Annotated in this window: 9 protein-coding genes; 5 read left to right on the top strand and 4 right to left on the bottom strand. The window is 71.7% G+C overall.

Annotated features, from left to right (window positions below):
- The first annotated feature begins 117 nt into the window (after positions 1 to 117).
- Positions 118 to 924: a TIGR02266 family protein gene (locus tag D7Y04_RS04245; RefSeq protein WP_233601268.1), complete on the top strand. Its 807-nt coding sequence runs from the start codon at positions 118 to 120 to the stop codon at positions 922 to 924.
- The gene (locus D7Y04_RS04240) at positions 921 to 1,868 is read left to right on the top strand and encodes a serine/threonine-protein kinase (RefSeq protein ID WP_199749612.1); all 948 of its coding nucleotides are present in this window, start codon (positions 921 to 923) and stop codon (positions 1,866 to 1,868) included. Before D7Y04_RS04245 ends, D7Y04_RS04240 begins: the two co-directional genes overlap by 4 nt.
- Positions 1,869 to 1,872: 4 nt before the next feature.
- Here D7Y04_RS04240 and D7Y04_RS04235 read toward each other — a convergent pair whose 3' ends face one another.
- Together D7Y04_RS04235 and D7Y04_RS04230 are read right to left on the bottom strand one after the other, a co-directional pair.
- The gene (locus tag D7Y04_RS04235) at positions 1,873 to 5,910 is read right to left on the bottom strand and encodes an AAA family ATPase (protein WP_121758392.1); all 4,038 of its coding nucleotides are present in this window, start codon (positions 5,908 to 5,910) and stop codon (positions 1,873 to 1,875) included.
- A complete protein-coding gene (locus D7Y04_RS04230) occupies positions 5,907 to 7,151 on the bottom strand; it encodes an exonuclease SbcCD subunit D (RefSeq protein ID WP_120593402.1) in 1,245 nt (414 codons plus the stop codon). Before D7Y04_RS04230 ends, D7Y04_RS04235 begins: the two co-directional genes overlap by 4 nt.
- A 454-nt stretch (positions 7,152 to 7,605) precedes the next feature.
- On the opposite strand from D7Y04_RS04230, the gene D7Y04_RS04225 reads away from it, so the two are divergent.
- Positions 7,606 to 8,280: a hypothetical protein gene (locus D7Y04_RS04225; protein WP_121758391.1), complete on the top strand. Its 675-nt coding sequence runs from the start codon at positions 7,606 to 7,608 to the stop codon at positions 8,278 to 8,280.
- Between the two features lie 24 nt (positions 8,281 to 8,304).
- Here the strand turns inward: D7Y04_RS04225 and D7Y04_RS04220 are convergent, their stop codons facing one another.
- Together D7Y04_RS04220 and D7Y04_RS04215 are read right to left on the bottom strand one after the other, a co-directional pair.
- Positions 8,305 to 9,342 carry a putative Ig domain-containing protein gene (locus tag D7Y04_RS04220; RefSeq protein WP_366934451.1) on the bottom strand — a complete coding sequence of 346 codons (1,038 nt, stop codon included), beginning with the start codon at positions 9,340 to 9,342 and terminating at the stop codon, positions 8,305 to 8,307.
- Positions 9,343 to 9,488: 146 nt separating this feature from the next.
- A complete protein-coding gene (locus D7Y04_RS04215) occupies positions 9,489 to 10,211 on the bottom strand; it encodes a 1-acyl-sn-glycerol-3-phosphate acyltransferase (protein ID WP_121752043.1) in 723 nt (240 codons plus the stop codon).
- A gap of 263 nt (positions 10,212 to 10,474) precedes the next feature.
- On the opposite strand from D7Y04_RS04215, the gene zwf reads away from it, so the two are divergent.
- The gene (gene zwf / locus D7Y04_RS04210) at positions 10,475 to 12,016 is read left to right on the top strand and encodes a glucose-6-phosphate dehydrogenase (protein ID WP_120593406.1); all 1,542 of its coding nucleotides are present in this window, start codon (positions 10,475 to 10,477) and stop codon (positions 12,014 to 12,016) included.
- Positions 12,013 to 12,678 carry a 6-phosphogluconolactonase gene (gene pgl / locus D7Y04_RS04205; RefSeq protein WP_121758389.1) on the top strand — a complete coding sequence of 222 codons (666 nt, stop codon included), beginning with the start codon at positions 12,013 to 12,015 and terminating at the stop codon, positions 12,676 to 12,678. The genes zwf and pgl overlap by 4 nt, the downstream gene beginning before the upstream one ends.
- The last annotated feature ends 9 nt before the right edge of the window (positions 12,679 to 12,687 follow it).

Here is a 12,687-nt window from a genome sequence, read left to right as displayed (position 1 = left end):
CGGCTGTACTGTCTTTACGGGGGACAGGAGGGCTCGGTTATCGTCCGCCCCGTGCCTGTGTTCGGTCTTGCGGCGGTATGGGGGGAAGCGGCTTCGCCTGAGAAGGCGGCAGCCGTCGTGGAGGGCCTGGGCGCGCTCTTGCCGTCCGCGCAGTCGATGCAACTCGTGGTGGCGTTTCGCGACGAGGCCGGCGCGCTGGAGGTGAAGGTGGAGGTGCCCGGCTATCCGCGCGCGGCGGTGGAGCGGCTGGGCGAGGAGGTCCGCAAAAGCGGCGGCACGTTCGTGGAGCTGTGGCGGCTGCCCAAGGCGGAGCGGGATGCGCTGCGCTCGCGCACGCTGTCTGGCGGCACGCCCTTCGCCGGCAACGAGCGCACGCAGGCCGCGCAGGAGCTGCGGCAGCACCTGGAGGACCTGGCCGCGCGAGGTCCCCTGCCCGCTTCGTCCGCGCCGAAGACTCCACCGCCATCCGAGGCACCGCCCGCGCCCCAGGCTGCTCCCGCCGAAAGTGGAGGCGCGCCGGAGACCGGAGCGTCCGAGCAACCATCGCCGTCGGATCCGCCCGCGCCATCCCCCGCGCCGTCCCCCGTATCATCCGGCGATGAATCCCAGCGCCGCGCCCGTCGCTTCGCGGTGAAGCTGGAGATGGAGTTCCGCACGGAGCTGGACTTCGTGCGCGAGCACGCGCTGAACATCAGCAACGGAGGACTCTTCGTGCGCACTGCGCACCGCCCGCCGCAGGACAGCGTTGTCACCGTGGACGTGAAGCTGCCGAACGGTCAGCGGCTGCAGGGCGAGGCGCTGGTGGTGCACGTGGTGGACGAGCAGTACACCGGGGGTGTGGGGCTTGCCTTCCTGAACGACGACGCCACCTTCTCCGCGACGCTGGACGGGTATCTGGCCAGCCTGGCCGGGGAGAAGGCGTGACGTTGGAGGAAGACCCGACATCCGAATGGCCGCGCGACCTGGGCCGCTTCCAGCTGCTGTCGCGGCTGGGACGCGGCGGCAACGCGGAGGTGTTCCGCGCGAAGATGATCCAGGGGCCCTATGTGGGGGAGGAGATGGCCCTCAAGCGCGTGCGACCAGAGCGCCTGCGGGACCCGGAAGCACGCGAGCAGCTCTTTCATGAGGCGGAGCTGGCACGGTGCCTGGATCATCCGCACATCGTGGGCTTCCGGGAGTACGGCGAGCTGGCGGACGGGCCCTACCTGGCGCTGGAGCTGGTGGAGGGCACGGACCTGGGGCGCGTGCTGGCGCAGTGCCGGCGCCGGCGCATCGAGCTGCCCATCGACATCTCCGTGATGATGGTGCGCCACGTGCTGGAGGCGCTGGCGTACGCGCACAAGGCCACCAACTCCAAGGGCCTGCCGCTGGCGGTCGTGCACTGCGATGTGTCTCCGCACAACGTGCTGCTGTCGCGCGGCGGAGAGGTGAAGCTCGCGGACTTCGGCGTGGCCCGCTCGCGCGCGGGGCTGGAGGTGGATCTGCGGCGGGTGGGCAAGCAGAACTACCGCTCGCCGGAGCTCCTGGCGGGCGAGGTCTCCGTCGCGGTGGACCTGTGGGCGGCGGCGGTGCTGCTGTACGAGCTGCTGTCGCTGGAGTCGCCCTACGAGGAAGGAACGGCCGAGGAAGTGGAGGCCTCCATCCGGGGCATGCGGCTGACGCCCGTGCGCATGGTGGCGCCGGAGGTGTCGGATCCGCTGGCGCTGGTGTTGGACCGGGCGCTCGCGCCGCACCCGTCGCAGCGCTTCTCCTCCGCGGAGCAGTTCGCGCGGGCGCTGGCGGCGCTGAGCGACGACCGCGTGGCGACGCCGCTGGCCGTGGCCGCGGTGGTGCGCGGCCTGATGGGCGCGGAGCCGGTGACGGGCTGAGCCGTCACGCCACCTGTTGATCCGACGGCGCGATGATCCCCGCGTCGCCTTCGACGACGAGCTTGCTGCGACCGCCGCCCTGCTTCACCACGCGAACCTGCACGCCGATGCGCTCGGCGAGCCCGCTCACGTGCGAGATGATGCCCACCTGGCGGCCGGTGGCCTGGAGCGCGTCGAGCGTGGCGAGCGCGACCTCCAGCGTCTCCGGGTCCAGGGTGCCGAAGCCCTCGTCGATGAAGAGGGTCTCCACCTGCGTCGTCTCCGACGACAGCGAGGCCAGGCCCAGCGCGAGCGCGAGCGACACGAGGAAGCTCTCGCCGCCGGAGAGGCTGGCCACGCTGCGGACCTCGTCGCCCATGTCGCCGTCCACCACCTGGAGGTCCAGGTCATGGCCGGGCACGCGCTCCAGTCGGTAGCGGCGGGCCAGCTCGCGCAGGTGTGCGTTGGCGTGCAGCAGCAGCGCGTCCAGGGTGAGGCTCTGGGCGAAGACCTTGAACTTCTTTCCGTCGTGCGAGCCGATGAGGTCGCCCAGCGTCTTCCACACCTCCGCGTCGGCGCGGCGCAACTCCAGGGCCCGGGCCTCCGAGCCATGACGTGCGCGGGAGGCGTCGTCGTGGTCCAGCTTCGCGCGCAGCAGGGCCACGGCGCGGTGGCGCACCTCGACGTCGGTGCGCAGGCGTTCGCAGAGCTCCGCGACGTCTGCCTCCGCGAGCGAGGGAAGCCCGGAGGCCTCATGGCGGACGCGGCGCTCGCGGCGCTCCAAGAGGACAGCGCGGGCCTGGGCCACGGACTCGCGCAGGGCGTTGAGCGCGCGGGCCTCCGAGTCGCACCAGGCGGCGCCGCGCGACAGCAGGGCCTTGAGTTGCTCCAGGGTGGAGCCATGACCGGCGAGGCGTTCCGCGAGGACGGCCTGGGCGCTGTCGAGCGTGCGGGCGGCCTCGGTGCGCAGGCGCACGGCGTCCTCAGCGCGGGCGGTGGCCACCTTCTCCGCCTGCTGGAGGGCTTCGGAGTCCTCGCGGGCGCGCTCGTAGGTTGCCTGGGCGGCGTCGATGCGCGCCTGGACCTCCGCGCGCACCTCCTGCGTGGGGCGGCCCTGGAGCAGCCGGGCGCGGGCCCTGGACGCATCCTGGAAGGCCGCGTCCTTGAGGCTCGCGCGGTGGGCAGCGGTCTCCGCGTCCTCGTGCCGGGACTGGAGGCGGACTTCTTCACGGGCACGCAGGCCCTGTTGTTCCTCCAGGCGCTTGCGAGAGGCCTCCAGCTCCGCGAGCTTCTCGCGCCACTTCGTCACGCGCGCCAGGCACTGGCCCTGGAAGCGCGCGGGGTCCTCCGCGAGCTTGTCCTTCCAGGGGGCAGCCTCGCTGGCGAACGGAGGGGACACTTCGGTGAGGGCGCGCTCACGGGCATCGCGGGCGGTGTCCCGGCGAAGCAGCGCATCGCGGTGGGACTGGGACGCGCGGGACCAGGAGTCCTCGGCCTTGCGCAGGGCATCGGCCGCGCCTTCGCGCCGGGTGCGCCGGGTCTCCAGTAGGGCCCGGGCCTCGCGAGCAGCGCTGGCGCGGGCTTCCGCGGAAGCCTCTTCGTCACGAAGGGTCGCGAGCCGCGCGCGCGCGTCTTCCTGCGCGGCACGGATCCACGCCTGAGTGGTGGTGGCCTCCGCGTCGTCGGAAGGCGACGCAGCGGCACGGTCATCCTGCGCGGCGCGGATCCACGCCTGAGTGGTGGTGGCCTCCGCGTTGTCGGGAGGCGACGCAGCGGCACGGTCATCCTGCGCGGAGTGCTCCTGCGAGCCGTGTGACGAGGCCTTCGCATCGGCCGGGCTTGAGCGCCCGGCTTCCGCGTTCGCGGCGTTGGAGCCTGCATCCGACGCGCCCTGCCGCTTACCAACGCGTGACGAGGCCTTCGTATCCGCCCGTGTTGCCGCGTCCTCTCCTGGGAGCACCGCGCGGGTCCACTGTTCGCGCGCCGCGCGCCAGGCTTCACGATGCGCCGTGCGCTTGCGGGCCGCAGTGTCGCGCCGTGATTCGGCCTGGGTCGCGGCCGTGTCCGCGGTCGCCTGCCGCACGCTCGCCGCGCTCTCCTGCTTCGCCGCGGCATCCCGAGCGGTCTCCAACTCCAGCACCCGGGCCGCGGCCTCCGCGACCAGCCCCTCCAGAGCTGAAGCCTCCCGGGCATACGGATGTTCGAGCGCGCCGCACAGCGGACACGGCTCACCTTCGTGCAGCGCGGCCCGGTGCGAAGCCAACCCCTGCGTCGCCTCCGCGCGCGACTGCGCACGGCGAGCCTCGTGGAGCATCGCATCCTGCGTCGCCCGCCGCGCCGCCGCGTCCTTCGCCTCCTCCGCCGCGCGCTGGGAAACCTCGCGGTGCGCCTTCAGCTCCGCCGCCGCGTCACCTTCCGCCGTGCCCTCCGCCCGAGCGCCTTCACCCGCGAGCGTCAGCGCCCCCAGAACATCCTGTCGCGCCAGCAACGCATCCCGGAGCGCCCGCCGAGCCGCGCCGCCATCCTCGCCCAGCGCGGCTTCCGCATGCGTCGCCAGGGCCTGCGCCTGCGCTTCCGACTCGACCGCGCCCTGGTGCTCCTCACGGCGAGCCTGGGCCTCGTTGCCCAGACGATCCGCGTCCTTCCCCAACCGGTCCGCGTCCGAGCCCGCCGACTGTTCGTCCTTCAGCGCCCCCGCGAAGCGCTCCAACTCGCGCTGCCATCGGGGCCACTCCGTGGCCAGGGACTCCCAACTCGCATGAGACACGCGCCACGCTTCGGCCGCGTCCACCAACACCTGGGCCTTCGCTTCCGCCGTCTGCACCAGCGCCAGCGCGTCTCGAGCCGACGCTTCCGCGGTCTTCGCCTGCTTCGCCAGCTCCGCGGCCTCACGGGCCTCGCGCTCCGCCTCCGCGCGGCGCGTATCCAGCGTCGCGGCCTCCTCCAGCGCCGGGCGCACCGACGCCTCCGCATCCAGCGCCGCAGCCCGCGCGGCCTCCGCCTGCATCCGCACCTGCCGCTGCGCCGCCGCCGCCGCGAGCGCCGCTTCCGCCTGTGAGGCCCGCTCCAGTTGCTCGGCCTCCGCCCTCACGCAGCCCTGCTCCGCGGCCTCCACCGCCGACACCACCGCGCGGAAACCCTCCGCAGCGCGCACCGACTCCAGCAGTGCCTCACGAGGCGCCGCCGCCTCCCGCTCTGAGTCCGCCCGAGCCACCGCGCTTTCGGCCTGCTGCTCCTGACCCACGAACTCCGCGCGCTGCGCGTACCAGGACCGGGCCGCCTCCGCCTCGCGCGACCGGGTCTCCTCGCGGACCCGCGCCGCCTCCTCTTCGCCCAGTTGGACGCGCACACTCTCGCGATCCGCGTCCGACATCAGCGCGATGGCCGCGAGCCCCAACGACAGCCGCTTGAGTTCCTCCTGCTCCTTCGCGTTCTTCTCGTGCGCGGCGATGGACACGCGGCTGTACACCTCCGTGCCCGTCATCCGCTCCAGCAGCTCCGCGCGCTCGTTCGCGTCCGCGCGCAGGAACGCCGCGAACTCCCCCTGCGCCAGTAGCGCCGAGCGCCGGAACTGATCGAACGACAGCCCCAGCCGCTCTTGAATCGCGTGGAGCACCTCGCCCTTGGTGCGGCCGAACAGCTGCCCCGAGACCACGTCCGTCAGGCTCAGCTCCTGCGGCCGGAATCTCCCCTCCGCGCGCTCGCGAGCACGCCACACGTTCCACCGAGCCCGGTAGCGCCGCCCGTCCTTGCCCAGGAAGTCCACCTCCGCGTGGCCCTTGCCCGCCCCGCGCCGCAGCATGCCGCGCACGTCGTACGCCGACAGCCGCGCCTCTTCCTCCTCGTCCGCGCGGCCCACCAGCACCTTGCTGGGCCCGCCCAGCCGGGGCGTGCGGTCGAACAGCGCCAGGCACAGCGCATCCAGCAGCGTGCTCTTGCCCGCGCCCGTCGCGCCGGAGATGGCGAACAGCCCCAACCGGTCCAGCGGCGCCCGGTCCAGCTCCAGCGCGAAGTCCCCCGCGAAGCTCGTGAGGTTGCTGCCGCGAATCGCCAGGATCTTCACGACGCGTCCTCCTGCACCTGCGTGAGCAGCGCGTGGAACGACTCCAGCAACCCCGGCGAGGGCGCCTCCTTGAAGTCCCGCGCATACCGGGCGAGGAACACGTCCTCCGGCGTGCGCTCACGCAGCGACAATCCCGGCCGCACGTCCGCCAGCGCCCCGCCCGTGCCGGTGTAGAACGGCGTCAGCTTCACCAGCCGCGCCGCCCGCCCATCCAGCGCCTTCTCCACCTTGTGGCGCAGCGCCGGCTCCGGCCGGGGCAGCGACACGCAGACCTCCAGGTACGGCCGCATCGACTCTGGAGCCCCGTCCTCACACGCGGGCAGCGCCGCCAACAGCTCCAGCACCTCCGACAGCGGCGCCGCGTCCCGCGCGGGCACCCGCATCATGTCCGTGGTGCGAGGTACCGTCAGCGGACGCACCTGCGTCAACGCTCCGTCCTCCACGTCCAGCACCAGCACCTGGTGCCGGTAGTGCGCCTCCGACAGCGACAGCGGCAGCGGTGATCCGCTGTAGCGCACGCCCTCGCGGCCGCCCACGCGCTGCGCCTTGTGCAGATGCCCCAGCGCCGCGTACGCGACGTCCTCCGGGAACAACTCCACCGGCAGCGCATGCTGGTTGCCGCCCAAAATCTTCCGCTCGCTCAGCTCCGACAGCTCCGAGCCCGTCATGTAACAGTGGCCCATGGCCACCAGCGCCTGCCCGGACCGACGCCGCCTGCGCGCCGCCTCCAGCACCTCCGAATAGACGACGCGCACGCCCTCCACCAGCCGGTCCCCTTCGCTGTCCGGCACGGACGGCAGGTCCGACGGCCGCAGGTACGGCACCGCCGCCACCCACGCGCCCACCTTCCCGCGCGCGTCGTGCACCGGCACCACCAGCCGCTCCATCTCCAGTCCGCCCCGGTGGCGCGGAAGGCCACCCACCACGCGCACGCCCAGGGCGTGGAAGAGCGGATCCGGCGCGTCCAGGCGCGCGGCGGAGTCGTGATTGCCGCCCACCACCACCACGTCCAGCTTCGGCAGCGTGCGCCGGGCACGCGCGATGAAGTGGTACCAGGCCGCCTGCGCCTCCGCGCTGGGGTTGGCCGTGTCGAAGATGTCCCCGGCCACCAGGAGCGCATCCACCTCCTGGGACTCCAGCGTGTCCAACAGCCACGTCAGGAACGCGGCGTGCTCCGCTTCGCGTGAGACGTCATACAGCGTGTGGCCCAGGTGCCAGTCCGACGTGTGCAGCAGGCGCATCCGGCGTTCACCCTCCCTCGTGGCCCGGTGGCGGGTGCGAGCCGGGCAGCCTCCCCCGGTCCCATCCCCGACTCCAAGCGGCGAGCCCCCGCTCCCTTACCCGCCCCCTCTGACATTGTCGAAAAAGGGCGTCATTCCGCGAGCTTGCATCCGTGGCCTGCCCGACGCGTCCCATCCTCCCCACCCCACGCGCCACGGAGTCTCCGCGCTTGGGCCGCATGACCCGGCGGGGCACACCCGTGGCATGAGGGGCCTGCGCCATGCGTGCACTCCGCACAGGGCGCATGCGCGTGAAGGAACGCGAGCCACATGGGATTCCACACGTTTGCATGCGAGCGGCGACCCTTCCCCCAGGTCCACGCACCCATGCAGCAAGCCTGCCCGGCGCACGGAGGTGCATCCGCGATCGGATTGATGGTTCACGCGTCGCGTGGCCAGTGCACAATGCGCCGTCATGCTTTCCGGTGTCTTCTCTCCGCTCGGCATCCTCGCGTCCCTGCTCGTCCTGGGCGCCCTGGTCCTCGCCACGCTGTTCCAGCTCAAGCGCCGCCAGCGCGCCGCGTGGGAGGCGTTCGCGAAGTCGCACGGCCTCTCCATCGCGGATCGGCGGATGGAAGTGCAGGGGCGCTACCAGGGGCGGACGCTGCTCCTGGCCACGGGCAAACGCGGCGCGAGCAGCAAGAAGCGCCACACCGTGACGGTGCTGCGGCTGGACCTGGAGGGCGCGCTGCCCGCCGACCTGCTGCTGGAGCACGAGCGCCCCGAGGACAAGATTCCCGGCGCCGCCACGCCGCGCGAAGAGGCGCTGGGCGACGCGGAGCTGGACGCGGCCTTCCAGGTGGAGGGGCTGGCGCCGGAAGCGCGCCCCATCATCCTGGATCCGGGCGTGCGTCAGCGCCTGCTGGGCCTGAAGGGCCACCGCCGCGTGAGCATCAAGGGAGGCTGGCTCCAGGTGGAGCAGCGCGGCGTCCCCGCGAGCGCCGCCGCGCTGGAGGCGTTGCTCCGCGCGCCCCACGACCTGGCCCGCGCCGTCACCGAGGCCGCGCCCGCGACGAACGCCGTGGAGGCCTCGCCGCACGCGGAGGCGTCACGGATGGACGAAGAGCTGCCCGGCTCCGAGCACGCCTGAGCCTTCGCGGCGCCCGGTACGACGTCAGGCCCGGCGACGACGGGCGCGCAGCCCCAGCAGGCCCAGCCCCACCCACGCCGCCGGAGCCAACCCGGTGGTCGCGCAGTCACAGCTCCAGGGGTCGATGATGTCGTCGCCCTCGTCCTGGGACACGTGGCTGCCAGCATCCACCGGGGTCCCCGCATCGGCTTCGGGGCAGTCGATGCAGATGTCGATGGGCGCGCCCAGGGTCTGGTGTCCCACCGAGTCCGTCACGAAGACCCGGACGAAGTGGGCTCCCGGCTTGAGCCTCGAGATGTCCCAGCGGCCGGGAGCGCCCCCCACGGAGTAGGTGGGCCCCGGGCCCTCCCGTGTCTCCAGCGGCAGCCCATCCACCAGGAACTCCGCTCGCACGCAGCCCACGTCGTCGAGGCACTCGCAGGAGTAGTCGGCCAGGGTCCCTGACAGCCGTTCGCCCTGGCGTGGAGCGATGACGCGCAGCGAGGGGGGCTGATCCGGCCCCACGACGAGCCGGAAGGACAGCTCCGCATCAGGTTGCTGCCCATTGCTCGCCACCACCACCACGTCCACCTCCCCCAGCTGGGAAGGCGTCCACGTGAGGTTGCCCAGCGCATCCAGGCTCATCCCCGAAGGCGCGGTGCGCAGGGAGTACGTCGGAGCGGGCCGTCCCCGAGCGTGCACGCCGAGTTGATAGGGGACGCCCACCACGGCCTGGGTGACAGGCACGGTGGTGAAGACCGGAGCCATGGGGTCCTGATCCGCTTCCGTCGCGATGAGGGTGCGCGAATCCAGGCCCGGCGCGGACAGCGTGAAGGTGGCCGTGCCGTCCTCGTTGTCCGCATCCTTCGCGGCCGCCAGCACCACCTCCTGGGGCTCCCAGACGGCCGGGTCGAACGTGAGCGACGCCCCTTCCCGCACCGTGAGGTCCGCGTCGCCGTCCGTCCGCTCCACCGTGACGGTGACCAACCCACTCGGGTCACCGGGCAACGCGAAGCCAGCCAACGCCACGCTGAAGGACGCCGTGCCCCCTTCCACCACCCTCACCGACGACACGTACAGCACCAGGTGCAAGGGGTCGGGGATTCCCGCCTCCGGCAAGGGGACTGGAAGGGCAGGAGTCCCCGCCCACGCGGTGGAAGACAGACAGACCCCGAGCCAGCACAGGAGCAGGTGGCGCATGACCGTGACGCTACCCCGTCCGTGCGCCTTCAGCCCACCCGCGCGAGCGCCTCCACGTACTGCTCCCGCACGCGCGTGGCCAGCGCCGCCGAATCCGGCCCGAACGTCTCCGGCGGCAGCGCCGGCATCACCTGCACCGTGACGGTGGCGCGAGGGCTCATCCACGGCCCGTCCCCATCCACCAGCTCCCGCGTGCCGCGCACCAGCACCGGCACCACCGGCACGTGCTCCTCCAGCGCCAGCTGGAACGCGCCGCGCTTGAAGGGCAGCAGCTCCCCGGGCGAATACGTGCCCTCCGGGAAGATGAGCACCGGGATGCCCTTGCGGAGCCACCGGCGACACGGGCCCAGCAACTGCTCCATGGACGTGGAGCTGCCGCGCACGATGGGCACGTAGCCCAAGAGCGTCATCATCCAGCCCACCAGCGGCGTGCGGAACAGTGACGCCTTCGCCACGAACTTGTACGGCGTGAACAACCCCATCACCGCCAGGATGTCCGCGAACGACTGGTGGTTGACGACGTAGACGCACGGGCCCTTGGGCAACAGCTCCCGTCCCTCCACCCGCACGCGCCAGCCGGGGGACGCGTGCAGCCACAGCCCGTAGCACCACCGGCACACCAGCACGTGCAGCCACTGGCGATCCGGATCCAACGGGTACGCCACCACGAACAACACCGCGCCCAACGTGAAGAGGAGGGGCGCGGTGACCAGGAACAGCGCGAAGAACCACAGCGAGACGACGTAGCGCATGCGAGAGGAGGAGCTTCCGTTCAGCGCGACGCCGGGGGCGTCCGGTCCGTCAGGAGTACCACGTTCCAGGCAGCCAGCTCACGCCCGGCCCGGCCGCCCGCGCGCCCTCCGAAGGAGTTCGAGTGGAGCCTTTGGTAAGCCGGAGGAGCACCCGAGCGCCGGGGCAGGCAAGACGTCAGGCCCGCATCATTCTCCTGCAATGCGCTTGCAGGGCCGCCAGATTAGCGCCTTAAGGTGCCCGACGAACCCGGAGGGAGAACCGCATGGACGCGCAGGGAGTTCACATCGAAACCCATCCCCGTGAAGGCGAGCCGGTGTTCAGCGCGGGACGCCCGGACCCCTGCACCCTGGTCCTCTTCGGCGCCACGGGCGACCTGGCCGAACGCAAACTATTCCCGGCCCTCTTCGAGCTCGCCCGAGCCGGCCTGCTCCCCGAGAACTTCGCCATCGTCGCCTACAGCCGCTCCAAGCTGGAGGACGGCCCCTTCCGCGAGCACGTGAAGGAGGGCCTGAAGAAGTTCGCCCGCACGCAGCCCCTGGATGAAGCCGCGGTGAAGCGCTTCACGGAGAGCATCGAGACCGCCTCCGGAGGCTACGACGATCCGGAGGCCTTCAAGCTCCTGGGCCAGAAGCTCCAGGACCTCTCCAAGCGCCGCAAGACGGACGGCAACCAGCTCTATTACATGGCCACGCCGGCCTCCACGTTCCCGCAGATCATCCAGAGCCTCTCCGGCGCGGGCCTGCTCAAGCGCGAGGAGCAGCCCGGTCAGAAGCCCTGGCACCGGCTCATCATCGAGAAGCCCTTCGGCCACGATTTGGAGAGCGCGAAGGCCCTCAACAAGACGCTGGGCGCGGCGCTGGACGAGAAGCAGATCTTCCGCATCGACCACTACCTGGGCAAGGAGACGGTGCAGAACATCCTGGTGTTCCGCTTCGCCAACGCCATCTTCGAGCCGCTCTGGAACCGCCAGCACATCGACCACGTGGAAATCACCGCGGCCGAGGCCATTGGCGTGGAGGGCCGCGGCGGCTTCTACGACGAGACGGGCGTCATCCGGGACATGGTGCAGAACCACCTGCTCCAGGTGCTCGCCCTGTGCGCCATGGAGCCGCCGGTGTCCTTCGCCGCGGAGGACATCCGCGACGAGAAGAACAAGGTCTTCCGCGCGCTGCGCCCCGTTGAAGGCGGCGAGGTGCCCCAGCACGTGGTGGTGGGCCAGTACGAGGGCTACCAGGACGAGAAGGGCGTGAAGAAGGGCTCCCGCACGCCCACGTACGTGGCGATGAAGATGAACATCGACTCGTGGCGCTGGCAGGGCGTGCCCTTCTACCTGCGCGCAGGCAAGAATTTGAAGAAGCGCCTGACGGAGGTGTCCATCCACTTCAAGTCGGTGCCCATCGGCCTGTTCAGCGGCAGCGGCGCCACCTGCCAGCGGCTGCAGCCCAACGTGCTCACGCTGCGCATCCAGCCGCACGAAGGCATCGCGCTGTCCTTCGAGTCCAAGATTCCCGGCGAGGACGTCAACATCGGCGGCGTCACCATGGACATGGACTACGCGGAGAGCTTCAAGAAGCCCGTGCCGGAGGCGTACGAGCGGCTGCTGCTGGACTGCATGCGCGGCAACGCCACCCTCTTCGCGCGCCAGGACAGCGTGGAGCAGGCGTGGGGCTACATCACGCCCATCCTCCAGGCGCTGGAGACGGACGCGGGCGGCACGGTCCACACCTACGCCAAGGGCAGCAAGGGCCCTGACGCCGCGGACGCGCTGCCCTCGAAGAACGGCCGGCGGTGGTCCACGCTATGAGCCAGCCCCTCGTCGTCCCCCCGGAGCGGCTGGCCCGCGAGGCCGCGGACTGGATGGCGCGTGAGCTTACGAAGGCGCTCGCGACGAAGGCCCGCGTGAGCCTGGCGCTGTCGGGCGGCAACACGCCCAAGCCCGCGTACCGGCTGCTCGCGGACCACAAGCTCCCCTGGGAGCGCGTGGACGTGTACTTCGTGGACGAGCGCTTCGTGCCGCCGGACCACAAGGACAGCAACTACCTGCTGGTGAAGGAGTCGCTGCTCGAGCCGCTGAAGCTGCCGGACACGCAGGTGTTCCGCATGCAGGGCGAGCGCACGGACCGCGACGCCGCCGCGCGCGACTACGAGAAGACGCTGCCCGCGAAGCTGGACGTGGTGCTCATTGGCGTGGGCGAGGACGGCCACACCGCGAGCCTCATGCCCGGCCATCCTGCCCTGCAGGAGCGCACGCGGCGGGTGCTGGCGGTGGAGCAGAGCGCGAAGCCGCCGCCGTGGCGGATGACGTTGACGTTCCCCGTGCTCCAGGGCGCGGGGGCGGTGCTGGGGCTGGTGGCCGGCGAGGGCAAGCGGGACGCCATGCGGCGCATCCTCGCGGGGGATATGTCCCTGCCCGCGTCGCACGTGACGAACACGCAGTGGATGTTGGATCCCGCCGCCCACGGGTGAGGCGGACCC

The sequence above is a fragment of the Corallococcus sp. AB038B genome, assembly GCF_003668955.1.
Taxonomy (GTDB): domain Bacteria; phylum Myxococcota; class Myxococcia; order Myxococcales; family Myxococcaceae; genus Corallococcus; species Corallococcus exiguus.
The sequence above is the reverse complement of the archived record's forward strand: the minus strand, read 5'-3'. Positions and strand labels throughout refer to the sequence as shown.